Consider the following 23,320-nt stretch of genomic DNA (forward strand, 5'->3'; position numbering starts at 1 on the left):
TGCCATATTAACCGCCTAGGATTAACTTGGCCGTTACACCTATGTCGCAGCAGCTCTTTAGTGAGCAAGCTGTGGGAGCAAAGCTTGCTCGCGATGAAAACACCTCGGTCTGCCAGAAGACCGCGTCATCGTTCATCGCGGGCAAGCCTCGCTCCCACAACCGTCCGGTCATGGCATAATCCTTCACCTTTTATTTCCAGCACCTGCAAAGGGGGCAGTTCCTTGACCGATTCAAGCAAAACGTTGCACCTTTTCGGCATCAAAGCCTGTGACACGATGAAAAAGGCGCGCACTTGGCTCGATGATCACGCTGTGCAGTACGACTTTCACGACTACAAGACCGCCGGCATTGACCGTGAACACCTGACCCAATGGTGCAACGAGCATGGCTGGCAAGTGGTGTTGAACCGTGCCGGTACGACCTTTCGCAAACTCGACGACGAACGCAAAGCCGATCTCGACCAGACGAAAGCCATCGAACTGATGCTCGCCCAACCCTCGATGATCAAGCGCCCGGTGCTCGATCTCGGTGACCGAACCCTGATTGGCTTCAAGCCAGATATCTATGCGGCAGAAATCAAGTAAGCCTGCCCAGTCCATTTTGTAGAGGTAATTTCATGTCCACTACCCTGTTCAGCCTGGCCTTCGGTGTCGGCACTCAAAACCGTCAAGGCGCCTGGCTGGAAGTGTTCTACGCACAGCCGCTGCTCAACCCATCGACCGACATCGTCAAAGCCATCGCGCCGATCCTCGGCTACAGCGAAGGCAACCAGGCCATCACCTTCACCACCGCCCAGGCCTCGCAACTGGCTGAAGCCCTCAAGGGCGTCGATGCCGCACAAGCTGCCCTGCTGACCCGCCTGGCTGAAAGCCACAAGCCACTGGTCGCCACCCTGCTGGCCGAAGATGCCCAACTGAGCTCCACCCCTGAGGCCTACCTCAAGCTGCACCTGCTGTCCCATCGCCTGGTCAAGCCCCACGGCCTGAACCTGGCCGGGATTTTCCCTCTGCTGCCGAACGTGGCCTGGACCAGCCAGGGCGCGATCGACCTGGCCGAACTGGCTGAGCACCAGCTCGAAGCCCGCCTGCGTGGCGAACTGCTGGAAGTGTTCTCGGTGGACAAGTTCCCGAAAATGACCGACTACGTGGTTCCGGCCGGCGTGCGCATCGCCGACGCCGCGCGAATCCGCCTGGGCGCCTATGTGGGCGAAGGCACCACGGTCATGCACGAAGGTTTCGTCAACTTCAACGCCGGCACCGAAGGCCCGGGCATGATCGAAGGCCGTGTCTCGGCGGGCGTGTTCGTCGGCAAGGGTTCGGACCTGGGCGGCGGTTGCTCCACCATGGGCACCCTGTCGGGCGGCGGCAACATCGTGATCAAGGTGGGCGAAGGCTGCCTGATCGGCGCCAACGCCGGCATCGGCATCCCGCTGGGCGACCGCAACACCGTGGAGTCGGGCCTGTACGTGACCGCCGGCACCAAAGTGGCGCTGCTGGACGAAAACAACCAACTGGTGAAAGTGGTCAAGGCCCGCGACCTGGCCGGCCAGCCCGACCTGTTGTTCCGTCGCAATTCCGAGACCGGCGCGGTGGAATGCAAGACGCATAAGTCGGCCATCGAGCTGAACGAAGCACTGCACGCCCACAACTAAGCTTCACACCAGCACCTGTGGTGACGAGCCTTTGTGGGAGCCGAGCTTGCTCGCGATGAACGATGATGCGGTCTTGCAGTTAAACCGTGTCGCAGCCATCGCGAGCAAGCTCGGCTCCCACAAAAAAAGCCCGCTCCCACAAGGTCCGGCGTAACTCCAGCAGGGCCCGAAAGCATGTTGATCCAATCCCCCTGGCGTGCCGATTTCCCGGCCATCGCCGCCCTGCAACGGCAAGGCCAGACCTACCTGGACAGCGCCGCCACCACGCAAAAACCCCAAGCCCTGTTGGATGCCCTGACGCATTACTACGCCAACGGCGCGGCCAACGTGCACCGTGCGCAACATTTGCCGGGCGCCCATGCCACCCAGGCGTTCGAGGACAGCCGCCTCAAGGCTTCGCAATGGCTCAATGCCGGAAACTGCGGGCAGGTGGTCTTCACCCACGGCGCCACTTCGGCGCTGAATCTGCTGGCCTACGGGCTGGAACATTTATTCAACCCGGGCGATGAGATCGTCATCAGCGCCCTGGAACACCACGCCAACCTGTTGCCGTGGCAGCAACTGGCCGAGCGCCGTTCGTTGACCCTGGTGGTATTGCCACTGGATGCCGACGGGGTGATCGACCCTGGCGCCTCCGCCGAACTGATCGGTCCCCGTACGCGCTTGCTGGCGGTGAGCCAGTTATCCAATGTGCTGGGGGCCTGGCAACCCGTGCCGGCGCTGCTGGCGCTGGCCAAGGCCCAAGGCGCGCTGACGGTGATCGACGGCGCCCAAGGCGTGGTCCATGGCCGCCACGACGTGGAAGCGCTGGGCTGCGACTTTTACGTGTTTTCCAGCCACAAACTCTATGGCCCCGACGGGCTGGGCGTGCTGTTCGGCCGTACCGAAGCCCTTGGCAAGCTGCGCCATTGGCAGTTCGGCGGCGAAATGGTGCAACAAACCGATTACCACAGCGCCACCTTCCGTCCGGCGCCGCTGGGCTTCGAAGCCGGCACGCCGCCGATTGCCAGTGTGATCGGGTTGGGCGCGACCCTGGACTACCTGTCCGCCCTCGATCCGCAAGCGGTCATCGACCATGAAGCGGCGCTGCATGACTACCTGCGCCATGGCCTGCAAGCCCGCAACGGCATTCGCCTGCTGGGCAACCCGCGCCTGGCTCTGGTCAGTTTCGTGGTCGAAGGCATCCACAACGCCGACCTGGCGCACCTGCTGACCGAGCAAGGCATTGCCGTGCGCGCAGGGCATCACTGCGCGATGCCGCTGTTCAAGCATTTGCAGCTGTCCGGGGCGATTCGCGTGTCGTTGGCGCTGTACAACGATTCTGCCGACATCGAACGGTTCTTCGAAGCCCTCGACCAAGCCTTGGAGATGTTGCGATGAACCTGCCGGCCGATGCCGTCACGGCGCTGCAAATCTTCCGGGACGCGTCAGGCTGGGAGCAACGGGCCCGATTGCTGATGCAATGGGGCGAACGTCTGCCGCCCCTGAGCGACGCGGACAAATGCGAGGCCAACCTCGTCCACGGCTGTGAAAGCCAGGTGTGGTTGGTGGGTCGCTTGCACGACGGGCACTGGCAGTTTTCCGCCAGCAGCGATGCGCGGTTGATCCGTGGGTTGGTGGCGTTGCTGCTGGCGCGGGTCAACGGGCTGTCCGCCGAGGCGTTGCAGCAGGTGGATCTGCCGGATTGGTTCAACCAGCTGGGATTGTCGCGGCAGCTGTCGCCGTCGCGTAGCAATGGCTTGAATGCGGTGCTAAAGCGGATGTTTGAGTTGACTAAATGATTGTGGCGAGGGGATTTATCCCCGTTGGGCTGCGAAGCAGCCCCTAAAGCAGTCAACTCAAGCTGTCTGACACAGCGCATTGTTAGGTTTGAGGGCTGCTTCGCAGCCCAGCGGGGATAAATCCCCTCGCCACATAAAGCGCTCACTGCCCGGACTTGACCCTGTCAGCCGGTCGCCGCACACCCGCCACGATCTTATCCACAGCCTTGGTCGCCGCGACCATGCCAAACGTCGCCGTGACCATCATCACCGCACCAAACCCACCGGCACAGTCGAGCTTGACGCCGTCGCCCACAAAACTCTTCTGCAGGCAAATGCTGCCGTCCGGCTTCGGATAGCGCAGTTGTTCGGTGGAGAACACGCAGGGCACGCTGTAGTGGCGGGTCACGGTGCGGGAGAAACCGTAGTCGCGGCGCAAGGTGGAGCGCACCTTGGAAGCCAGTGGATCGTTGAACGTACGGTTGAGGTCGCAGACCTGGATCAGCGTCGGGTCGATCTGCCCGCCCGCGCCGCCGGTGGTGATGATCTGGATCTTGCGGCGCTTGCACCAGGCGATCAGCGCAGCCTTGGCGTTGACGCTGTCGATGCAGTCGATCACGCAGTCGATGTTCGGCGTGATGTACTCGGCCATGGTGTCGCGGGTGACGAAGTCCGCCACCGCGTGCACCGTGCAGTCGGGATTGATCCCCCGCAGCCGCTCGGCCATCACTTCGACCTTGGGTTTGCCGACGGTGCTGTCCAGGGCGTGCAACTGGCGGTTGGCGTTGCTGACGCAGACATCGTCCAGGTCGAACAGCGAGATCTCGCCCACGCCGCAACGGGCGATGGCTTCAGCCGCCCAGGAACCGACGCCTCCGATGCCGACAATCGCCACATGGGCCGCCCGCAGGCGTTCCAGGCCCTCAATGCCATACAAACGGGCGATGCCGGCAAACCGTGGATCTTCTGTACTCATGACCATTACCCCAAAAACCGGCGCGCATTATAGGGCTTTGCCGTGGCAATTTAAGCAAAACCTCTGTGGGAGCGAGCTTGCTCGCGATGGCGGTGTATCAGTCGACATCGATACTGGCTGATCCAGCGTCATCGCGAGCAAGCTCGCTCCCACAGGTTTTGTGTTCCACCTGTCCCGCACCAGGGGCCAATGGTGGTCGTTTTGCTATAAGATAACCGCCATTTTACGAGCCTTGGCCAAATACAATCCACGGCCGAACTCAGGACCTGTGGGAGCGGGCTTGCTCGCGAAGGCGTCATCACTGGCGCTAAAAGCTTCGCGAGCAAGCCCGCTCCCACAGAGATCCGTGTCTCCTTTCCATGTTTCCGGAGTTTTCCATGACGGCCCACGCCGACCTCTCGCCGACCCTGCAACTCGCCTGCGACCTGATCCGCCGTCCATCCGTGACACCGCTGGATGCCGATTGCCAGAAACTGATGATGCAGCGCTTGGGCAACGCGGGCTTCACGCTCGAGCCGATGCGCATCGAGGATGTGGATAACTTCTGGGCCAGCCATGGCAAGCATGACGGCCCGGTGCTGTGTTTCGCCGGGCACACCGATGTGGTGCCGACCGGTCCGGTAAAGGCCTGGCAGCTCGACCCGTTCGACGCGGTCATCGACGAACAGGGCATGCTCTGCGGCCGTGGCGCGGCGGACATGAAAGGCAGCCTGGCGGCAATGGTCGTGGCGGCCGAACGGTTCGTCGCCGACTACCCGGACCACAAGGGTTCGCTGACCTTCCTGATCACCAGCGATGAAGAAGGCCTGGCCCACCACGGCACCAAGGCCGTGGTCGAGCGCCTCAAGGCGCGTCAGGAGCGGCTGGACTGGTGCATCGTCGGCGAGCCGTCGAGCACTACCTTGGTGGGCGATGTGGTCAAGAACGGCCGGCGCGGCTCCCTCGGCGCAAAACTGACCGTGCGCGGCAAACAAGGCCACGTGGCTTATCCACACCTGGCGAAGAACCCGATCCACCTGGCGGCGCCCGCCTTGGCCGAATTGGCCGCCGAGCATTGGGACCACGGCAACGACTTTTTCCCGCCGACCAGTTTCCAGATCTCCAACCTCAATTCCGGCACCGGCGCGACCAACGTGATCCCCGGTGACCTGGAAGCGGTCTTCAACTTCCGCTTCTCCACCGAGTCCACCGTCGAAGGCCTGCAACAACGCGTCGCCGAAATCCTCGACAAGCATCAACTGGACTGGCACATCGACTGGGCCTTGTCCGGCCTGCCATTCCTCACCGAACCGGGCGCGCTGCTCGATGCGGTGTCGTCGAGCATCCGGGATGTCACCGGGCGCGAGACCCAGGCGTCCACCAGCGGCGGCACGTCCGACGGTCGCTTCATCGCCACCATGGGCACGCAAGTCGTGGAACTCGGGCCGGTCAACGCGACCATCCACCAGGTCAACGAGCGCGTGCTGGCTGCCGATCTCGACGTGCTGACCGAGATCTACTACAAGACGCTGATCAAGTTGCTCGCCTGATGCTCGCCTGCCCGATCTGCAGTGAACCGCTGAACGCGGTGGATAACGGCGTGGTGTGCCCGGCCGGCCACCGCTTCGACCGTGCGCGGCAGGGTTACCTGAACCTGCTGCCGGTGCAGCACAAGAACAGCCGCGACCCCGGCGACAACCAGGCGATGGTCGAAGCCCGCCGCGACTTTCTCAACGCCGGGCACTACGCCCCGGTCGCCCGGCGCCTGGCGGAACTGGCCGCCGAGCGCGCACCCGGGCGCTGGCTGGACATCGGCTGCGGCGAGGGTTACTACACCGCGCAGATCGCCGAGGCATTGCCCCAGGCCGATGGCTATGCCCTGGACATTTCCCGCGAGGCGGTCAAGCGCGCCTGCAAACGCAACCCGCAACTGACCTGGTTGATCGCCAGCATGGCCCGGGTGCCATTGGCGGACGGATGCTGCCAGTTCCTGGCCAGCGTGTTCAGCCCACTGGACTGGCAAGAGGCCAAGCGCCTGCTCAGCCCCGGCGGCGGCCTGATGAAGGTCGGCCCCACCGCCGGCCACCTGATGGAGTTGCGCGAGCGCCTCTACGACGAAGTGCGCGCCTACACCGACGACAAGCACCTGGCCCTGGTGCCGTCGGGCATGGCGCTGGATCACAGCGAAACCCTCGAATTCAAGCTGACCCTCGAAAACGGCCAGGATCGCGCCAACCTGCTGGCCATGACGCCCCACGGTTGGCGCGCCAGCGCCGAACGCCGCGCCAGCGTGATCGAACAGGCCGAGCCATTCGAGGTCACGGTGTCGATGCGCTACGATTATTTCGTTCTTCAATAACCTTTTTGATTCCAGGCCCCGGGCAACCGTTCGGGGCCAGTTAAATCCGCGAATGGATTTTTCAAGACCGCAGCGAGGACATCCATGCGCCAACCCGATATCGAGATTTACCTCAAGGACGCCGACGTCGACCACAAGGCCATCGCCGCCTGGCTCGGCCAGGCCCTGGGCCCCTGCAGCGACTGGGTACAGAAAGGCCAGACCTACAAGTGCAAGGCCGGCAACATTCCGGTGACCTGGCTGCCCAAGGCCGTGGGCAAATGGAACAGCCTGTACCTGGAAAGCGACCAGACCCCGTGGGAAGACGACATCGCCTGCGCCCGCGCCGCCTTCGCCGCACTGAATGTCGAAGTGCGTTGTGCGCCTGGGTCATGGGTGGAGGAAGAAGGGGAAGAATCGGCGGACCGCTGGATTCGCATCAGTGCCGACGGGGAAGAAGAGATTACCTGGAAGACGGCGTGACAGCTGGGTAGGCCTGTTGCGATTGCCAGGCTCGACGCCACTTGCAATGCTAAAACAGATCCCAATGTGGGAGCGGGCTTGCTCGCGAATACGGTGTGTCAGGCAATATCCTTGTGACTGATACACCGTATTCGCGAGCAAGCCCGCTCCCACAGGGATTACTGTGACGGCAAGCGCGGTTTACAACCCCACCACATCCTCAGCCTGCAAGCCCTTCTGCCCTTCCACGACCGCGTACTCGACCTGCTGGCCTTCGGTCAGGGAACGGTGGCCTTCGCCGCGGATCGCGCGGTAATGCACGAATACATCCACCCCGCCTTCGCGTTGGATGAAGCCGTAACCCTTGGCGTCGTTGAACCACTTCACACTGCCGGTTTCCCGTGCTGCCATGATGCTCACTCCCATTTTTATCTTATAAGTCGACTTTTCGATGGAAAGCCGTACGAACTTTCACCACCGTCTGGCCGTCCATGGGAGGCCGGGGCGGTAACCTGCCGAGTATATGACACACGGAAAAACTCTCAACTGACTTTACTTCGGCGCTTTTTTGCCGATTTTCGATGAATCCGGCACACTAGCGGGCCCGAGCAGCCGCTCGGTTTTATCCACTCATGCAGAAGCCGTATGACCCGCTCCCCGTTCCGCCGTCTTGTGTTTGGCACCCTGCGCCGACTGTTGTACCTCTGGGTTCGCTCCGAGACCATCAACCAGTCGTCCTTTACCCTCAACCTCGACCGCAGTCGTCCGGTGTTCTACGTCCTGCAAGACCCTTCGCTCACCGACCTGGCGGTGCTCGACACCGAATGCACCAAGGCCGGCCTGCCCCGTCCGGTGCTGCCGGTCTCGGTGGGTAACCTGCTGGAGCCGGCGGCATTTTTCTACCTGACGCCGGCGCCGGACTGGATCGGGCGCCAGGACAAGCGCGGTGCGCCGCCCACCCTGACGCGGCTGGTCGACGCCCTGACCCACAATGCCGCCGAAGACGCCCAGATCATCCCGGTCAGCGTGTTCTGGGGCCAGTCGCCCGACAGCGAATCCAGCCCCTGGAAGCTGTTGTTCGCCGACAGCTGGGCCGTCACCGGGCGCTTGCGCCGCCTGTTGAGCATCATGATCCTGGGGCGCAAGACTCGCGTGCAATTCTCCGCACCGATCCACCTGCGCGAACTGATCGAACACGACAAGGGCCACGAACGCACCGTGCGCATGGCCCAGCGGATCCTGCGGGTGCACTTTCGCAACTTGAAAGCGGCGGTCATCGGCCCCGACATTTCCCACCGACGCAACCTGGTCAAGGGTCTGTTGAACCAGCCGCTGGTCAAGCAGGCGATCGCCGAGGAAGCCGAACGGGAAAAGATCTCCCCGGAAAAAGCCAAGGCCCAGGCCCTGCGCTACGGCAACGAGATCGCCTCGGACTACACCTACACCGCGATCCGATTCCTGGAGGTGGTGCTGAGCTGGTTCTGGAACAAGATCTACGATGGCATCAAGGTCAACCACATCGAAGGCGTGCAAAACGTCGCCCAGGGCCACGAGGTCATCTATGTGCCGTGCCACCGCAGCCACATCGACTACCTGCTGCTGTCGTACCTGCTGTTTCGCAACGGCCTGACGCCACCGCACATCGCCGCCGGCATCAACCTCAACATGCCGGTCATCGGTGGCCTGCTGCGCCGTGGCGGGGCGTTCTTCATGCGCCGCACTTTCAAGGGCAACCCGCTCTACACCGCCGTGTTCAACGAATACCTGCACACGCTGTTCACCAAGGGTTTCCCAGTGGAGTACTTCGTCGAAGGCGGTCGCTCGCGCACCGGGCGCATGCTGCAACCCAAGACCGGCATGCTCGCCATCACCCTGCGCAGCTTCCTGCGCTCCTCACGCATGCCCATCGTGTTCGTGCCGGTCTACATCGGTTATGAGCGGGTCCTGGAAGGCCGCACCTACCTGGGCGAACTGCGCGGGGCCAGCAAGAAGAAGGAATCGATCTTCGACATCTTCAAAGTCATCGGCGCCCTCAAGCAGCGCTTCGGCCAGGTGGCGGTGAACTTCGGCGAACCGATCAAGCTGGCGGAATTCCTCGACGGCGAACAACCCGGCTGGCGCCAACAGGAACTGGGCCCGCAATTCAAGCCGGCCTGGCTCAACGCAACCACTCATCGCCTCGGCGAGCGCGTGGCCCGGCACCTGAACGAAGCCGCGGCCATCAACCCGGTCAACCTGGTCGCCCTGGCGCTGCTGTCCACCAGCCGCCTGGCCCTGGACGATCGCGCCATGGCGCGGGTGCTCGACCTGTACCTGGCGTTGCTGCGCAAAGTCCCGTACTCGCCCCACACCACCCTGCCCGAAGGCGATGGCCAGGCGCTGATCGAACACGTGAAAGGCATGGACCTGCTGTCGGAACAGAGCGATGCCCTGGGCAAGATTCTGTACCTGGACGAGCAGAACGCGGTGCTGATGACCTACTACCGCAACAACGTGCTGCACATCTTCGCCCTGCCGGCATTGCTGGCGAGCTTCTTCCAGAGCAGCTCGCGCATGAGCCGCGAACAGATCCTGCGCTACACCCATGCGTTGTACCCGTACCTGCAATCGGAGCTGTTCATTCGCTGGTCGCTGGAAGAACTGGACGGCGTGATCGACCAATGGCTCGACGCGTTTGTCGAACAGGGCCTGCTGCGTTTCGAAAACGACCTGTACCTGCGTCCGGCGCCGAGTTCACGGCACTTCGTGCTGCTGACCCTGCTGTCCAAAAGCATTGCCCAGACCTTGCAGCGCTTCTACATGACCGTCTCGCTGCTGCTCAACAGCGGTCAGAACAGCGTCAGTGCCGAAGAACTGGAGGACCTCTGCACCGTCATGGCCCAGCGCCTGTCGATCCTCCATGGCCTGAACGCACCGGAATTCTTCGACAAGAGCCTGTTCCGCCACTTCATCCAGACGATGCTGGACCTGGATGTACTGCGCCGCGACGAGGCCGGCAAGCTCAGCTACCACGAACTACTGGGCGAACTGGCCGAAGGCGCGGCCAAGCGGGTGCTGCCAGCGGAGATTCGCCTGTCGATTCGCCAGGTGGCGTTGCATCGCAGTGAAGATGCGGCGGAGATCGCCGTCAGCCCCGACCTTTGACATTTGCCGATCACTCACCTTGAGCATGGAACGGTTCTGGTGAGTGCTTCGGTCAATCGCCAGGCGTACTCCGACGCTGCGCAGCGGCCAAGGCGACGTCAAACGAAGAAAAGACCTACAGAGAACTTTGGAGCAGGCCTCTAGGATGAGCCCACGTCAATGTCGACGTATTGAAAAGGAATTCAACATGAACATCATCACCCTCACCCTGCAACTGCCCGCAGGCTACGAACTCCCGGAAGCCGGCCGTGCCGAAATCAGTGTTCGAAATGCCGACGGTGTGCAGATCAGCACCAGCGGCGGCCAGGGCTCCAACATGGCGCCAAGGGAGCCGCTCCAGCAGCCTTGGCAATATCGCTTCCAGATCAATTCCGAGAGGGCGTCCGTCGGCGAGAAGCTCTCGGTAAAGGTGCAAATGTACCAAGGTGGTACCGCTCTTTTCCTTGATACCGAACAGGCCTTCACCTGGGATGGCGGCGATCAACACGTTGACATCCCCCTGAGCCTGGCGCCAGCATCGCTGGCTGAAACTGTTCAAGCGCCTGTGTTCGGTTCCTGAGCCGCGACGCGACGCAGGGATGCTTGGACGCAAATCCGTTAAATGCTCGTTGACGCCCGTGTGTGGCTGGCGTCAACGAGCCAGGTGCTTCCCCATGAAAAAACTCGCTCTGTTCGCATCCATGGCCTTGCTGGCCGCTTGCCAATCGACAACACCACCCGCCGCGTCCCTCGACGGCGAAGTCTTCTATCTGCAACGCATCGCCCTGCCGCCCAACGCTACCTTGAGCGTTAGCCTGCAGGACGTTTCCCTGGCCGACGCTCCTGCGGTGGTGCTCGATGAGCAGAGCGGCCCGATCAAAGGCCAGGTCCCGCTGCCGTTCCACCTCAGTTATGATCCCGCCCAGGTCAAGCCCGGCCATCGTTATGCCGTGAGCGCCCGCATCGAAGTGGACGGCCAGTTGATGTTCATCACCACCGAACAACACGCCGTGCAACTCGATGGCAAGGATCCGCAGCCGTTGAAGATCCGCGTCAACGCCGCACGCTGATTGCTTTTTCCAACTTTTTTCAAGGACGCCATCATGCTCCGCTCTACCCTCCGTTTCACCGGCCTGTGCGCGGGCCTGTTGATCTGCGCCAATGCCATGGCCCTGTCCCTGGGCGACCTGTCGCAACAGGATGCCACGGGCGGCCTCAAGGACGCCTTGACCCAAGGCGCGCAGGTGGCGGTCAAGCAACTGGGCACACCCGGCGGCTTCAGCAACAACCCGGATGTGAAAATCGAACTGCCAGGCAAGCTGGGCAAAGTCGCCAGCAAAATGAAGGCCTTCGGCATGGGTGAACAGGTCGATCAACTGGAAACCAGCATGAACCAGGCTGCCGAGGCCGCCGTGGTCCAGGCCCAGCCGATCCTGGTCAATGCCGTGAAAAACATGAGCGTGAGCGATGCCAAGGGTATCTTGAGCGGCGGCAACGACTCGGCCACGCAATACCTGAACAAGAGCAGCCGCGAGCAGATCCGCGCCAAGTTCCTGCCCATCGTCAAGCAAGCCACCGACAAGGTCGGCCTGGCCCAGAAATACAATGCCTTCGCCGGTCAGGCCGCGACGCTCGGCGTGCTGGATGCCAAGAGCGCCAACATCGAGAACTACGTGACCGAACAGGCGCTGGATGGGTTGTTCGAGATGATCGGCAAGCAGGAAGCCACCATTCGCCAGAACCCGGCGGCTGCGGCGACCAGTTTGGCGAAGAAAGTCTTCGGCACCCTTTAAAACTCAGCACAAAACACCCTGTGGCGAGGGGATTTATCCCCGCTGGGCTGCGAAGCAGTCCTAAAGCAGCGAACTCAATCTTCCTGACACACCGAGTTGTCTGGTTTGGGGGGCTGCTGCGCAGCCCAGCGGGGATAAATCCCCTCGCCACAGGTTCGGTGTGCAGCTGTTGATCAGGTTTTCTTGACCCTGAACCACGCCGCATACAACGCCGGCAGGAACAACAGCGTCAACGCCGTGGCCACGATCAAGCCGCCCATGATCGCCACCGCCATCGGCCCGAAGAACAGGCTGCGTGACAGTGGGATCATCGCCAGCACCGCGGCCAGTGCGGTGAGCACAATCGGACGGAAGCGGCGCACCGTGGCTTCGATGATCGCCTGCCAGGGCGCCAGGCCAGCCTTGATGTCCTGTTCGATCTGATCCACCAGGATCACCGAGTTGCGCATGATCATCCCCGACAGCGCGATAGTGCCGAGCATGGCGACGAAGCCGAACGGCTGGCGGAACACCAACAGGAACAGCGTGACGCCGATCAACCCCAGGGGCGCGGTGAGAAACACCATGGCCGTGCGGGAAAAACTGCGCAGTTGCAGCATCAACAACGTCAGCACCACCACGATGAACAACGGCACACCGGCATTCACCGATTTCTGGCCGCGGGCCGAATCCTCCACCGTACCGCCCACCTCCAACAGGTAACCATCCGGCAGTTCGGCACGAATCGGCTCCAGGGTCGGGAAGATCTGCTGGACCAGGGTGGCCGGTTGTTCCTTGCCGTAGATATCGGCCCGCACGGTCACGCTCGGCAGGCGATTGCGGTGCCAGATCACGCCCTCTTCGAAGCCGTACTCCAGCGTAGCGATCTGCGACAGGGTCACGCTCCTGCCATTTTCGGTCGGCACCGCCAGGCTCGGCAGCAACGACAGCTCGGTGCGTTCATGCACCGTACCGCGCAACAGGATTTCGATCAGTTCGTTGTCTTCCCGGTACTGACTGACACTGGAGCCGGTGAGGGAGCTGCGCAGGAAACTCGCCAGGTCGGTCGTGCTGACACCCAGGGCCCGGGCGCGGTCCTGGTCGACATTCAGGTACACCACCTTGCTCGGCTCTTCCCAATCCAGGTGCACATTGACCACGTAGGGGTTTTCACGAACTTTCGTCGCCACTTTCCGCGCCAGGGCCCGGACTTCTTCAATGTGCTCGCCCGTGACACGGAACTGCACCGGATAGCCGACCGGCGGGCCGTTTTCCAGGCGCGTGACCCGCGAGCGCAGGGTCGGGAATTGTTCGTTCAGGGTGGTGATCAACCAACTGCGCAACGGCTCGCGGTCTTCGATGGTCTTGGCCAGCACCACGAACTGGGCAAAGCTGGAAGCCGGCAGTTGTTGATCCAACGGTAGATAGAAACGCGGTGAACCAGTACCGACGTAGGCCACGTAGTTGTCGATGCCGGCATGGTCCTTGAGCAGCGCTTCCAGACGCTTGACCTGCTCGGCGGTATTGCTCAGGGAGGCGCCTTCCTGCAGCTTCAAGTCGACCATCAGCTCCAGCCGCCCCGATGCCGGGAAGAACTGCTGCGGCACGAACCGGAACAACACCACCGAGCCGACGAACAACAGCACCGTCAGCAGGATGACGGTTTTGCGCCGACGCACGCACCATTCCACCATTCGCCGGACACGCTGATAAAACGGCGTGCCGTAAGGGTCGGTCTGGCCGTCAGTCGTGCCATGTTTGGCCGCATGAATTTTCGCCAGGTCTGGCAGGAGCTTTTCCCCCAGGTACGGCACGAACACCACAGCGGCCACCCAGGACGCCAGCAACGCCAGGGTCACCACCTGGAAAATCGAACGGGTGTACTCACCGGTGCCCGATTGTGCGGTAGCGATCGGCAGGAAGCCCGCCGCCGTGATCAACGTACCGGTGAGCATCGGGAATGCGGTGCTGGTCCAGGCGAAGCTGGCGGCCTTGATCCGGTCGAAGCCCTGCTCCATCTTGATCGCCATCATCTCCACCGCAATGATCGCATCGTCCACCAGCAGCCCCAGGGCCAATACCAGCGCCCCAAGGGAAATCTTGTGCAGGCCGATCCCCAGGTAGTACATGGCGGCGAACGTCATCGCCAGCACCAGTGGAATCGCCAGGGCCACCACCATCCCGGTGCGCAGCCCCAGGGAGAAGAAGCTCACCAACAACACAATCGTAAGCGCTTCCACCAGCACTTGGACGAACTCACCGACCCCGGTCTTCACCGCCGCCGGCTGGTCCGAAACCTTGCGTAACTGCATGCCGGCCGGCAGGGTGTTCTGGATACGGGCAAAGTCGGCTTCAAGGGCCTTGCCCAGAATCAGGATATCCCCGCCTTCCTTCATCGCCACGGCCAGGCCGATGGCGTCCTCGCCCATGAAGCGCATGCGTGGCGCGGGCGGGTCGTTGAAACCACGGCGCACATCCGCCAGGTCGCTGATGCGGAACGTACGATCGCCGACCCGGATCGGGAAGTTGCGGATCTCTTCCACCGTCTGGAAATTCCCCGAAACCCGCAGTTGCAAGCGCTCGCTGCCAGTCTCGAAGAAACCGGCAGTGGAAACCGTGTTCTGCTCTTCAAGGGCCTGCTGGACTGCGGCCAAGGGCAGGCCGAGGGTCGCCAGCTTCACGTTCGACAACTCGATCCAGATCTTCTCGTCCTGCAACCCGAGCAGCTCGACCTTGCCCACATCCTTGACCCGCTGCAGCTGCAGCTGGATGCGATCGGCGTAGTCCTTGAGCACGGCGTAGTCGAAACCGTCGCCGGTCAGCGCGTAGATATTGCCGAAGGTGGTCCCGAACTCATCGTTGAAGAACGGCCCCTGGATACCCGGCGGCAAGGTGTGACGGATATCGCCGACCTTCTTGCGCAACTGGTACCACAGCTCGGGAATCTGTGCCGAATGCAGGGAATCGCGGGCCATGAACGTCACCTGGGATTCTCCGGGTCGGGAGAACGAGACGATTTTCTCGTAGTCACCGGTTTCCATCAGTTTCTTTTCGATGCGCTCAGTGACTTGTCGCGAAACTTCCTCGGCCGTGGCGCCTGGCCAGTTGGTGCGGATCACCATGGCCTTGAAGGTGAACGGCGGGTCTTCGCTCTGGCCGAGCTTGGTGTAGGAAAGCGCGCCGACGATGGCCAGCAACAGCATCAGGAACAGTACGATCTGGCGGTTACGCAGCGCCCATTCGGAAAGATTGAAACCCATCGCGGATTACTCCTTGGCCGTCAGGTTGACCACGCGGTTGGAGCGATCCACCGGCCGCACCTGCTGGCCGTCAAGGAGCACATGCACGCCGGCAGCCACCACCCAGTCATCGGGGCTGAGGCCTTCCAGCACCGGCACCGTCTTTTCGCCGAAGGCGCCGACCCGCACCGGGACTTTTTTCAAGGTGTTGTTGGCGTTGACTACCCAGACATACGTCGCGCCGTTCTCAGCCGTCAGGGCCGACAAGGGCACCGACAGCGGCACCTTGTCGGCGGTCTGGATAAACACCCGCGCACTTTGGCCCAACTCGGCCGGAACGCTGCCGGCGGTGAAGGCCACGCGGGCGGCAAAGGTTCGGGACTTGGGATCGGCGGCGGGTGACAGTTCGCGAATACGCCCGCTGAAACGCTGGTCGGGCTGGCTCCACAGTTCGACCGAGACCGGCTGGCCGACCTTGAACCGGCCAAACCCTTGTTCCGGCAGACTGATCAGCACCTCACGCTCACCGTCGGTGGCCAGGGTGAAGACGGTTTGCCCGGCCGAGACCACCTGCCCGACTTCCACCGAACGCCGGGCCACCACGCCATCCTGGGGCGCACGCAATACCGAATAGCTGGCCTGGTTGTTGGCGACATCGAACTCGGCCTTGATCTGCTTGAGCCGTGCGGTGCCGGAGCGATAAAGGTTTTCGGCGTTGTCGTACTGGGAGCGGCTGACCATCTGCCGCTCCATCAAGGTTTTGTAGCGGTCACGCTCGGCGCGGACCAGGTTCAGGTTGGCCTCGGCGGCGGCGACCTGGGCACGGGTCGCTTCCAGTTGCAGGCGCACATCTTCGGGATCGAGCTCGGCCAACGGTTGATTGGCCTTGACCCGCTGCCCCTCTTCCACCAGTCGCCGGCTCACCTTGCCGCCAATGCGAAAGGCCAGGTCGGGCTCGAAACGGGCCCGCACTTCGCCAGGGTAACTGTCCATCGCCTGGGCCGACGGCTCGGGCTTGACCACCATGGCGGGGCGCACGGCGACGGGCACCGGCTCGTCATGACCACACGCAGACAATAAAAAAACCAGGGTGACTGGCACGGCGAGGGGCAGGGCATAGCGGAACATGACGAGTGACCTTTCGCTAATGGTGCTTGGAATAATTATACTGGCGAGTATGTTATTAATAGCAAACTCACCAGTCCAGTATTAAAGCGAAGAAATGTCGAACAATCCTTCCCCCCCCAGCGGCCCTGGTCGCCCCAAGGACCTGGCCAAGCGCCAGGCCATCCTCGACGCGGCGAAACGCCTGTTCCTGAGCCTGGGTTATGCCAATACCAGCATGGACGCCGTCGCCACCGAGGCCGGGGTTTCTAAACTGACGGTCTACAGCCATTTCAACGACAAGGAGACGCTGTTCTCCGCTGCCGTGATGGCCAAATGTGAAGAGCAGGTGCCGCCGCTGTTTTATGAATGGCCCGATGGCGTTCCGATCGAACAGGTATTGTTGAACATCGCCCGCGGGTTCAACCAACTGATCAACAGCGACGAATCCCTGAACCTGCATCGACTGATCATGGCCCTGGGCAGCCAGGACCCGCACTTGTCGACCATTTTCTACGAAGCAGGCCCACAGCGGATGCTCTCAGGCATGGAGCGGCTGCTGACCAAGGTCAACCAGAGCGGTGCCTTGAGCATCGATAAACCGCGCAATGCCGCCGAGCATTTCTTCTGCCTGATCAAGGGCGCGGCGAATTTCCGGTTATTGTCTGGCTGCGGCGAACCCCAGGAACCGGAAGCGGCCGAGGCTCATGTGCAGGAAGTGGTGGGGTTGTTCATGCGGGCTTATCGGCCTTAGCTCGACCGGTAGCCTTTTGCTGGCTGGAAGGGCCTCATCGCGAGCAAGCTCGCTCCCACAGGGCTTGATGAGCCACAGATCCAATGTGGGAGCGAGCTTGCTCGCGATGCAGGCGACCCGGTCTCAGGGCTTGAGCGCTTTCTTCGGGTAGATGTCGTAGCGACTGGATTTGCCATCGAGCCCATGGCTCGGCTTCGGCCCTTCGATGCACGGGGCCTTGCGCGGGCGCTTGACCACCACCCGGTGCGTCGCCAGGGCCAGGGCCGCGGCAAGCAGTGCCGGAGCGTCCGGGTCATCGCCCACGAGGGGGCGGAACAGGCGCATTTCCTTCTTCACCAGGGCGGTTTTCTCACGATGAGGGAACATCGGGTCGAGGTAGATCACCTGGGGCGGTTCGCCTTCCCAGTTGCGCATCACCTCGATGGAGTTGCCCTTGAGCAAACGCATGCGCGCCACGATCGGTGCCACCTCGAAGTCCTCGGCCCCACGGGCCAGGCCATCCTCCAGCAAGGCGCCAATCAGCGGCTGGCGCTCGATCAGGCTCATGTCGCAGCCCAGGCTGGCCAGCACAAACGCATCCTTGCCCAACCCTGCCGTGGCATCGAGCACCCGCGGACGCACACCCTGGGCGATACCGACCGCCTTTGCGATCATCTGGCCGCTGCCGCCGCCGTACAACCGACGGTGAGCCGCACCGCCCTCGACGAAGTCCACGCGCACCGGCCCGGGTGCATCCGGGCCCAACTGCTGCAATTGCAACCCCTGCTCACCGACCTGCAAGGCAAACTCGCCATCGTCCCCTTGCAAAGGCAGGCCAAGCCGCTCGGCCCAGTGTTCGGCCTGCGGTTGGAAGGCCGGGGCCAGGGCCTCGACATGGATGCGGCAGACCGCGGGTTGCTCATTCATGGAAACATGCTCAAAAAATTAAGGATCGGCAAAAACGGCCGATAACAACGGTGAACGGCATTTTGCCAGAGCTGAGCGTCGACCGAGAAAAATGTCAGACATTCAATCCACATCGATAGGCGTTATCTCCCCTTACGGCGATTACAGCCTGCGTAACACCCAAGCGCTGAGCGGCGTCAGTCACCTGTGGCAGGATTTTTTTGCCCGGGCCCTGGCCGATCAACTGGGTGATAACGCACCGGCGCCTGGCAGCTACCAGCCAGAGCCCCTCGATGAGGCCGTTGAACCGACCCTCGGCGCCGAGCTGCTGGCGCACATCGTCAGCCAGCGCACCTGTGAAGTGACCGACACGCCGGTCAAGCCGCCTGAACCGCTGTTCCTGCCCATCGCCGAATTCGAACTCGACCTGCTGGACAAGCCCTTCCCGCCCTTCCCGCCGGAAGAAATCGCCGCCCAGCAAAAACAGCAGACCTTCGAAAGCAACTGGGTTCGCCCACTCGTCCTCGCCGCTGGCCAACCGCTGCCAGAGCCAGGCCCGGCGCCACAACCACGCCCCTTGCACCTGCCGATCGCCGAGTTCGAACTGGACCTGCTGGACAAACCGTTCCCGCCCTTCCCGGAAGAAGAGCTCGTGGCACAGCAGAAACAACTGGACTTCGACACCCGCTGGGCACGTCCGATCGTGCTGCAGAACCTGCGCATCGCCGCCTGAATCAGCGACAGATCCACCATGGCCCCACGTCCAGATGAAAATGGTTGCGGTGCGCCGCGTTGTAATCCGGACTCAAGACCACACTGAACATATCGCAGGCGCCGTCCCGTGCCTGACGCAGAAAACGTGCATCGGCATTGTCCTTGGGCCAGTCCCTGAGCACGCTGATCGTGCGCCCATCGGCCAGGCGAAATCCGGCGATATCCAACGCACTGGCGGTGGCGTGCTGGCTACGCGCACCGCTCTCACGACCGTACATGTTGCGGCAGGCGAAACTGCCGAGATGATCGACCCGTGTCACCCTCTGCCCGTAGGCCGCCACTGCCGCCGGCTGCAACCCATGGCGCTCGAACAGCGCGAACGCCACCGCCAGCGGGCAACTGGCGAGGAAACTGCTGCTCAGCGCCACCTCACCGCCCTGCACCCTCAACACGTTGGTCAACGGGCACGTCGTATTGGCGCCGCTGTCGGCCTGGCGCGCGGTACGCAGCCCCGAGGTGGCGAGGGCCTGGTCACACAGCTGCGGGTCGTTGCGCAGGGCCATGAGCTTGTAGCGGGTCAGCAGGTTGGGCGCGAGATTGACGTCCAAGGGCGCCCAGGGATTCCATTGGGGCGGCAGCGCCACCCAGCCACGCCATACCGCCAGCACGGCAACGCCAACGAGCAGTGCCACGATCGCAAGAGCTTTCAAAAACCGCACGACAATGCCTCGGGCATCAACCCTTGAATAATTGGTTGGCCTGCTTGAACGGCATCGAGCGGCGCGTGAAGGTGAACGTGCCCTGTTGCTGGATTTCCTCGGCGGCGCGGAAGAACTCGCCATACGCGGCCAAGGCCAGCGCCGATCCGACGCTGATGCGCTTGACGCCCAACTCGCTCAACTGCGCGACGGTCAGGTCCAGCGCCCCGGACATCAGCACATTCACCGGTTTCGGCGCCACGGCCTGCACCACCGCGAGCACTTGCCCGGCGCTGCTCAGCCCCGGGGCGTACAGCACGTCGGCCCCCGCGTCCGCGAAAGCCTTCAAGCGGCGAAGGGTGTCGTCCAGATCCAGATTACCGTGCAGGAAGTTTTCCGCCCGGGCCGTCAGCAGGAAGGGATACGGCAAGCTGCGCACGGCCTCGGCGGCGGCCTTGACCCGCGCCACGGCGTGGTCGAAGCAATAGATCGGGCTGTCTTCACGTCCCGTGGCATCCTCGATCGAACCACCCACCGCACCGGCCTGCGCCGCACGGAGCAGGTTACGGGCGCAGTCCTCGGGGGCATCGGCAAAACCGTTCTCCAGGTCGACGGCCACCGGCAGGTCAGTGGCCGCCACAATCGCCCGTACGTTAGCCAACGTGTTCTCCAGGCCCAGCGCGCCATCGGGTCGGCCCAAGGAAAAGGCATGACCGGCACTGGTGGTCGCCAAGGCTTCGAAGCCGAGGCTGGCCAGCATCCTGGCCGAACCGGCATCCCACGGGTTGGGAATGACAAAGGCCCCTTCGCGTTCGTGCAAGGCCTTGAACGCCTGGGCTCGACGAATTTGCGCATCCATGTAGTTCGCTCCTGAGCAGAGAAGGAGTGGGCCTCAGAGCAAACCCAGTTGCTCGGCGGCGGGCTCTCTATATAGCGCAGGCAGGGCCGGCAAGCCAGGCAATCGACTCATCAAACGCTCGTGAAAGCGTTGCGCGAGCCGGGCCGCCAGCAGGTTGTCGGCAGTGTGCAGAAAGATATAGGGCGTGCGACCCTCTTCGACCCAACCGGCGATTTTCTCCACCCAGGGCGTCAGGAACGGCTCGTTGGCTTCCAGCACCGGATGGCCGATGAAGCGCACTTGTGGACACTGCGTGAACGCCGCAGGCCGGGGCGGCACGCGGGGCTTTTTCGATTGTGCATGAAGCACCGCGGGATCAAGGGAGGTGCAGCTGAACAAGGCCCGGGGATCGAGGCAGATGCGTTCGACGCCGCGATCGAGCAACAGCCGATTGAGGCGCCGCTCGGCGTCGCCCTTGGCAAAGAACTCATCGTGACGGACTTCCACGGCCAAGGGACGCTGCAAAGCGTCGATGAACCCCGCCAATTCCGCTAACCGATTCGGGGTGAAGGCCTTGGACAGTTGCAGCCAGTACGGCGCGACACGCTCGCCCAAGGGGCTGAGCAGTTGCAGAAAAGTTTCGGTGGCCGTCAGGCGCTCGCGCAAGTCGCCATTGTGGCTGATGTCACCGGGAAACTTGGCGGTGAAACGAAAGTGCTCGGGCATGATGTCGGCCCAGCGCTGGACCGTGGCCGCAGACGGGCTGGCGTAGAAAGTCGTATTGCCTTCCACGGCATTGAACACTTGGGAATAGAGATTGAGGAAGTCGGTGCTTTTGGCGTCCTGGGGATAAAGGTAATCGCGCCAGGCGTTTTCGCTCCAGGACGGACAGCCCAGGTAATAAGGCAAGACCATCAGATGTAGAGATCGAGTCCCAGCACTTCCATATCCCAATCGACGAAACCGGCGGTGCTCAGGTAGCTCGCCAGGGCCGTGGCGACACTGCGGCTCATCGCACGGTGATAAATCATGTCTTGCTGACGGGCAGGAAGATTGCTCAGGCGTTGCGCAGAAGCTTTGGCGGCGCGGGCGGCCAGTTGCTCCTCGGACGGAAACTCCAGGTCGCCTTCGATATCATCGAAGTTTTCCGGCTCAGTGGCTTTACCCGCACGAGGCCGACGCTTGATGGGGTAGGACTGGGATGGAAAGCCGTCTATACGCATAACAGAATGCTCGGTATCAATGATGGCAATTTAGCGGCACTTTCGCAGCCGCGCAAATGCGCAAGTGATAACTAGAACACATAAAGTCAAAAAGGTTTAAAAACGGGCCGAAAAAGTGACGACTGGCAATATTGAGTGTGACTTTTGAAGGAAGAAATGACTTTGGGTGGACGCCGGTTGTGCGCGAAACAATCCACGGTGTTGGAGGATGCTTTTGTGGCGAGGGGATTTATCCCCGCTGGGGTGCGAAGCGCCCCCCGACGGTGCTGGGCCATGCCTTATTTAGCGAGTGCTGCGCACTCGAACGGGGATAAATCCCCTCGCCACAACGCTGCCCACTCGATTGCTCACCGTTTTGAGTTCTACCGCTCGGACTTGGGCGTTGCCACCTTGTCCCTCAGGTACACCGGTTGCGCATCATCGGCGGGAATGGCTTCGCCCCGTGCCCAGGCGAAGCGGGCCAGGGCCAGCAGGTCTTCGGCGTGAGGCAGCAGGGTTGCGTCCTGGCCGGTCAGGCTGACGGCGATGCGCTCGCCGTAACCCCAACCTGTGCCGGCGCCAAACCAGTCACCGTCGGCCCCGCTTGGCAACGCCGCGGCCTCGGGTGGCAATACCGCCTCAGAACCCACCAGGCGCATCTCGCCGTCGGTTTCGCGGTAGCAGCCCCAGTACACCTCGTCCATGCGCGCATCGATGGCCGCTGCGACCTGGCGGGCGCCGTGCTCACGCATCGCCCGCTGGGCCAGCACCGCCAGGTTCGAGACCGGCAACACCGGCCGCTCCAGGGCAAAAGCCAGCCCCTGCACCACACCGATGGCGATGCGCACGCCAGTAAAAGCCCCTGGCCCACGACCGAAGGCAATCGCGTCCACCGCTTGCAAGGTCGTCCCCGCGTCGCTCAACAGTCGCTGGATCATCGGCAACAGTTTCTGCGCATGCAGACGCGGGATCACCTCGTAATGGCTCGTGACCTTGCCGTTGTGCAGCAAGGCAACGGAGCAAGCTTCAGTCGCGGTGTCCAGGGCCAGCAAGGTGCTCATCGATGTGTCCGTAAATCAGGTGGGAAAAAAGTGCGCCAGTATAAACAACTACGGCCCGCAAGCGGGCCGTAGTTGATGCAGCTGATCAGGCTTTTCAGCTCAAGGCTGCAAGCACCTTGGCCGTGATCGCTTCGACCGAACCGACACCTTCGATGTGGCTGTACTTCGGCTTGCCATTGGCAGCCGACAGTTTCTGGTAGAAATTCACCAGCGGCTTGGTCTGGGAATGGTAGACCGACAGGCGATGACGCACGGTTTCTTCGGTGTCGTCCTTGCGTTGCACCAGGTCTTCACCTGTCACGTCGTCCTTGCCTTCGGTTTTCGGCGGATTGTAGACGGTGTGGTAAACGCGACCGGAAGGCTCATGAACGCGTCGACCGGCAATGCGCTGGACGATTTCCTCGTCTTCGACGGCAATTTCGACCACCGCATCCAATTCGACACCAGCCGTCACCAGGGCTTCAGCCTGGGGAATGGTGCGCGGAAAGCCATCGAACAGGAAGCCATTGGCGCAGTCGGGTTGAGCGATGCGATCCTTGACCAGGGCGATGATCAGGTCATCCGACACCAGGCCGCCGGCATCCATGATGCTCTTGGCTTGAACGCCCAGTGGAGTGCCCGCCTTGACCGCGGCGCGCAGCATGTCGCCAGTGGAGATTTGCGGGATACCGAATTTTTCGGTGATGAACTTTGCCTGAGTACCTTTACCGGCCCCGGGAGCTCCCAGCAGAATGACGCGCATCGATGTGCTCCTCAATTTTTT

24 protein-coding genes are annotated in these 23,320 nt (G+C 62.3%); 13 read left to right on the forward strand and 11 right to left on the reverse strand.

The genetic code is table 11. The annotated features are described in order from the left end of the window. The first annotated feature begins 222 nt into the window (after nt 1-222). From BM317_RS09065 to BM317_RS09080, 4 genes are all read left to right on the forward strand, one after another. Nucleotides 223-585, forward strand: a complete 363-nt coding sequence (locus BM317_RS09065; protein WP_092165834.1) for an ArsC family reductase — start codon at nt 223-225, stop codon at nt 583-585. A 32-nt stretch (nt 586-617) separates the two neighbouring features. Further along, entirely contained in the window at nt 618-1,652 is a 1,035-nt protein-coding gene (dapD, locus tag BM317_RS09070) for a 2,3,4,5-tetrahydropyridine-2,6-dicarboxylate N-succinyltransferase (protein ID WP_072408264.1), read from the forward strand. A gap of 174 nt (nt 1,653-1,826) precedes the next feature. Next, on the forward strand, nt 1,827-3,032 hold the full coding sequence (locus BM317_RS09075; protein WP_092474026.1) for an aminotransferase class V-fold PLP-dependent enzyme: 1,206 nt from the start codon (nt 1,827-1,829) through the stop codon (nt 3,030-3,032). Further along, the gene (locus BM317_RS09080; RefSeq protein ID WP_092165829.1) at nt 3,029-3,433 is read left to right on the forward strand and encodes a SufE family protein; all 405 of its coding nucleotides are present in this window, start codon (nt 3,029-3,031) and stop codon (nt 3,431-3,433) included. The genes BM317_RS09075 and BM317_RS09080 overlap by 4 nt, the downstream gene beginning before the upstream one ends. Before the next feature lie 142 nt (nt 3,434-3,575). Here the strand turns inward: BM317_RS09080 and tcdA are convergent, their stop codons facing one another. Continuing rightward, on the reverse strand, nt 3,576-4,388 hold the full coding sequence (gene tcdA / locus BM317_RS09085; protein ID WP_170866252.1) for a tRNA cyclic N6-threonylcarbamoyladenosine(37) synthase TcdA: 813 nt from the start codon (nt 4,386-4,388) through the stop codon (nt 3,576-3,578). A 377-nt stretch (nt 4,389-4,765) separates the two neighbouring features. Here tcdA and dapE point away from each other — a divergent pair, with 377 nt between their 5' ends. The 3 genes from dapE (at nt 4,766) to BM317_RS09100 (ending at nt 7,188) form a co-directional block, all read left to right on the forward strand. Next, a complete protein-coding gene (dapE, locus tag BM317_RS09090) occupies nt 4,766-5,917 on the forward strand; it encodes a succinyl-diaminopimelate desuccinylase (RefSeq protein WP_092474030.1) in 1,152 nt (383 codons plus the stop codon). Continuing rightward, a complete protein-coding gene (locus BM317_RS09095) occupies nt 5,917-6,726 on the forward strand; it encodes a putative RNA methyltransferase (RefSeq protein ID WP_092165826.1) in 810 nt (269 codons plus the stop codon). The genes dapE and BM317_RS09095 overlap by 1 nt, the downstream gene beginning before the upstream one ends. A gap of 84 nt (nt 6,727-6,810) precedes the next feature. After that, nucleotides 6,811-7,188: a hypothetical protein gene (locus BM317_RS09100; RefSeq protein WP_003198200.1), complete on the forward strand. Its 378-nt coding sequence runs from the start codon at nt 6,811-6,813 to the stop codon at nt 7,186-7,188. Nucleotides 7,189-7,368: 180 nt separating this feature from the next. Here BM317_RS09100 and BM317_RS09105 read toward each other — a convergent pair whose 3' ends face one another. Continuing rightward, nucleotides 7,369-7,578, reverse strand: a complete 210-nt coding sequence (locus BM317_RS09105; protein WP_092165825.1) for a cold shock domain-containing protein — start codon at nt 7,576-7,578, stop codon at nt 7,369-7,371. A 234-nt stretch (nt 7,579-7,812) separates the two neighbouring features. On the opposite strand from BM317_RS09105, the gene plsB reads away from it, so the two are divergent. The 4 genes from plsB to BM317_RS09125 all read left to right on the forward strand — a co-directional run bounded on the left by plsB (nt 7,813) and on the right by BM317_RS09125 (nt 12,083). Continuing rightward, nucleotides 7,813-10,311 carry a glycerol-3-phosphate 1-O-acyltransferase PlsB gene (plsB, locus tag BM317_RS09110; RefSeq protein WP_092165824.1) on the forward strand — a complete coding sequence of 833 codons (2,499 nt, stop codon included), beginning with the start codon at nt 7,813-7,815 and terminating at the stop codon, nt 10,309-10,311. Between the two features lie 187 nt (nt 10,312-10,498). Beyond that, the gene (locus BM317_RS09115) at nt 10,499-10,870 is read left to right on the forward strand and encodes a hypothetical protein (protein WP_092165823.1); all 372 of its coding nucleotides are present in this window, start codon (nt 10,499-10,501) and stop codon (nt 10,868-10,870) included. A gap of 94 nt (nt 10,871-10,964) precedes the next feature. Further along, nucleotides 10,965-11,360: a YbaY family lipoprotein gene (locus BM317_RS09120; protein ID WP_092474032.1), complete on the forward strand. Its 396-nt coding sequence runs from the start codon at nt 10,965-10,967 to the stop codon at nt 11,358-11,360. A gap of 33 nt (nt 11,361-11,393) precedes the next feature. After that, the gene (locus BM317_RS09125; protein ID WP_092165820.1) at nt 11,394-12,083 is read left to right on the forward strand and encodes a DUF4197 domain-containing protein; all 690 of its coding nucleotides are present in this window, start codon (nt 11,394-11,396) and stop codon (nt 12,081-12,083) included. 173 nt (nt 12,084-12,256) lie between these two features. Here BM317_RS09125 and BM317_RS09130 read toward each other — a convergent pair whose 3' ends face one another. Next, nucleotides 12,257-15,322: an efflux RND transporter permease subunit gene (locus BM317_RS09130; RefSeq protein WP_092474034.1), complete on the reverse strand. Its 3,066-nt coding sequence runs from the start codon at nt 15,320-15,322 to the stop codon at nt 12,257-12,259. A 6-nt stretch (nt 15,323-15,328) separates the two neighbouring features. Next, the gene (locus BM317_RS09135) at nt 15,329-16,429 is read right to left on the reverse strand and encodes an efflux RND transporter periplasmic adaptor subunit (protein WP_092165816.1); all 1,101 of its coding nucleotides are present in this window, start codon (nt 16,427-16,429) and stop codon (nt 15,329-15,331) included. Between the two features lie 94 nt (nt 16,430-16,523). Between BM317_RS09135 and BM317_RS09140 the strand changes: the two genes are divergently transcribed. Then, complete coding sequence (locus BM317_RS09140) at nt 16,524-17,159, forward strand: TetR/AcrR family transcriptional regulator (RefSeq protein WP_092474036.1); 636 nt, start codon at nt 16,524-16,526, stop codon at nt 17,157-17,159. A 123-nt stretch (nt 17,160-17,282) separates the two neighbouring features. Here BM317_RS09140 and BM317_RS09145 read toward each other — a convergent pair whose 3' ends face one another. Beyond that, on the reverse strand, nt 17,283-18,065 hold the full coding sequence (locus BM317_RS09145) for a class I SAM-dependent methyltransferase (RefSeq protein ID WP_092165812.1): 783 nt from the start codon (nt 18,063-18,065) through the stop codon (nt 17,283-17,285). Nucleotides 18,066-18,156: 91 nt separating this feature from the next. On the opposite strand from BM317_RS09145, the gene BM317_RS09150 reads away from it, so the two are divergent. Next, nucleotides 18,157-18,777 carry an energy transducer TonB gene (locus tag BM317_RS09150; protein WP_092165810.1) on the forward strand — a complete coding sequence of 207 codons (621 nt, stop codon included), beginning with the start codon at nt 18,157-18,159 and terminating at the stop codon, nt 18,775-18,777. 1 nt (nt 18,778) lies between these two features. Here the strand turns inward: BM317_RS09150 and BM317_RS09155 are convergent, their stop codons facing one another. The 6 genes from BM317_RS09155 to adk form a co-directional block, all read right to left on the reverse strand. Then, nucleotides 18,779-19,477, reverse strand: coding sequence for an extensin-like domain-containing protein (locus tag BM317_RS09155; RefSeq protein WP_092165808.1), 699 nt, complete (start codon nt 19,475-19,477; stop codon nt 18,779-18,781). A 16-nt stretch (nt 19,478-19,493) separates the two neighbouring features. Beyond that, nucleotides 19,494-20,315, reverse strand: a complete 822-nt coding sequence (locus BM317_RS09160; RefSeq protein ID WP_092165806.1) for an isocitrate lyase/PEP mutase family protein — start codon at nt 20,313-20,315, stop codon at nt 19,494-19,496. Between the two features lie 33 nt (nt 20,316-20,348). Further along, nucleotides 20,349-21,209 carry a DUF72 domain-containing protein gene (locus BM317_RS09165; protein WP_092165804.1) on the reverse strand — a complete coding sequence of 287 codons (861 nt, stop codon included), beginning with the start codon at nt 21,207-21,209 and terminating at the stop codon, nt 20,349-20,351. After that, nucleotides 21,209-21,517: a hypothetical protein gene (locus BM317_RS09170; RefSeq protein ID WP_060739023.1), complete on the reverse strand. Its 309-nt coding sequence runs from the start codon at nt 21,515-21,517 to the stop codon at nt 21,209-21,211. Before BM317_RS09170 ends, BM317_RS09165 begins: the two co-directional genes overlap by 1 nt. A gap of 362 nt (nt 21,518-21,879) precedes the next feature. Further along, nucleotides 21,880-22,557 carry a tRNA (adenosine(37)-N6)-threonylcarbamoyltransferase complex dimerization subunit type 1 TsaB gene (gene tsaB / locus BM317_RS09175; protein ID WP_092165802.1) on the reverse strand — a complete coding sequence of 226 codons (678 nt, stop codon included), beginning with the start codon at nt 22,555-22,557 and terminating at the stop codon, nt 21,880-21,882. Nucleotides 22,558-22,651: 94 nt separating this feature from the next. Next, on the reverse strand, nt 22,652-23,299 hold the full coding sequence (gene adk / locus BM317_RS09180) for an adenylate kinase (protein ID WP_092165800.1): 648 nt from the start codon (nt 23,297-23,299) through the stop codon (nt 22,652-22,654). Between the last annotated feature and the right edge of the window lie 21 nt (nt 23,300-23,320).

Source organism: Pseudomonas sp. NFACC24-1 (assembly GCF_900115235.1).
GTDB lineage: Bacteria > Pseudomonadota > Gammaproteobacteria > Pseudomonadales > Pseudomonadaceae > Aquipseudomonas > Aquipseudomonas fluorescens_AA.

Excerpts from the sequence above, each read along its gene's own strand:
- dapD (WP_072408264.1), top strand. The coding sequence starts at position 618 with ATGTCCACTACCCTGTTCAGCCTGGCCTTCGGTGTCGGCACTCAAAAC.
- BM317_RS09075 (WP_092474026.1), top strand. The coding sequence starts at position 1,827 with ATGTTGATCCAATCCCCCTGGCGTGCCGATTTCCCGGCCATCGCCGCC.
- BM317_RS09080 (WP_092165829.1), top strand. The coding sequence starts at position 3,029 with ATGAACCTGCCGGCCGATGCCGTCACGGCGCTGCAAATCTTCCGGGAC.
- tcdA (WP_170866252.1), bottom strand. The coding sequence starts at position 4,388 with ATGAGTACAGAAGATCCACGGTTTGCCGGCATCGCCCGTTTGTATGGC.
- dapE (WP_092474030.1), top strand. The coding sequence starts at position 4,766 with ATGACGGCCCACGCCGACCTCTCGCCGACCCTGCAACTCGCCTGCGAC.
- BM317_RS09095 (WP_092165826.1), top strand. The coding sequence starts at position 5,917 with ATGCTCGCCTGCCCGATCTGCAGTGAACCGCTGAACGCGGTGGATAAC.
- BM317_RS09100 (WP_003198200.1), top strand. The coding sequence starts at position 6,811 with ATGCGCCAACCCGATATCGAGATTTACCTCAAGGACGCCGACGTCGAC.
- BM317_RS09105 (WP_092165825.1), bottom strand. The coding sequence starts at position 7,578 with ATGGCAGCACGGGAAACCGGCAGTGTGAAGTGGTTCAACGACGCCAAG.
- plsB (WP_092165824.1), top strand. The coding sequence starts at position 7,813 with ATGACCCGCTCCCCGTTCCGCCGTCTTGTGTTTGGCACCCTGCGCCGA.
- BM317_RS09115 (WP_092165823.1), top strand. The coding sequence starts at position 10,499 with ATGAACATCATCACCCTCACCCTGCAACTGCCCGCAGGCTACGAACTC.
- BM317_RS09120 (WP_092474032.1), top strand. The coding sequence starts at position 10,965 with ATGAAAAAACTCGCTCTGTTCGCATCCATGGCCTTGCTGGCCGCTTGC.
- BM317_RS09125 (WP_092165820.1), top strand. The coding sequence starts at position 11,394 with ATGCTCCGCTCTACCCTCCGTTTCACCGGCCTGTGCGCGGGCCTGTTG.
- BM317_RS09130 (WP_092474034.1), bottom strand. The coding sequence starts at position 15,322 with ATGGGTTTCAATCTTTCCGAATGGGCGCTGCGTAACCGCCAGATCGTA.
- BM317_RS09135 (WP_092165816.1), bottom strand. The coding sequence starts at position 16,429 with ATGTTCCGCTATGCCCTGCCCCTCGCCGTGCCAGTCACCCTGGTTTTT.
- BM317_RS09140 (WP_092474036.1), top strand. The coding sequence starts at position 16,524 with ATGTCGAACAATCCTTCCCCCCCCAGCGGCCCTGGTCGCCCCAAGGAC.
- BM317_RS09145 (WP_092165812.1), bottom strand. The coding sequence starts at position 18,065 with ATGAATGAGCAACCCGCGGTCTGCCGCATCCATGTCGAGGCCCTGGCC.
- BM317_RS09150 (WP_092165810.1), top strand. The coding sequence starts at position 18,157 with ATGTCAGACATTCAATCCACATCGATAGGCGTTATCTCCCCTTACGGC.
- BM317_RS09160 (WP_092165806.1), bottom strand. The coding sequence starts at position 20,315 with ATGGATGCGCAAATTCGTCGAGCCCAGGCGTTCAAGGCCTTGCACGAA.
- BM317_RS09165 (WP_092165804.1), bottom strand. The coding sequence starts at position 21,209 with ATGGTCTTGCCTTATTACCTGGGCTGTCCGTCCTGGAGCGAAAACGCC.
- BM317_RS09170 (WP_060739023.1), bottom strand. The coding sequence starts at position 21,517 with ATGCGTATAGACGGCTTTCCATCCCAGTCCTACCCCATCAAGCGTCGG.
- tsaB (WP_092165802.1), bottom strand. The coding sequence starts at position 22,557 with ATGAGCACCTTGCTGGCCCTGGACACCGCGACTGAAGCTTGCTCCGTT.
- adk (WP_092165800.1), bottom strand. The coding sequence starts at position 23,299 with ATGCGCGTCATTCTGCTGGGAGCTCCCGGGGCCGGTAAAGGTACTCAG.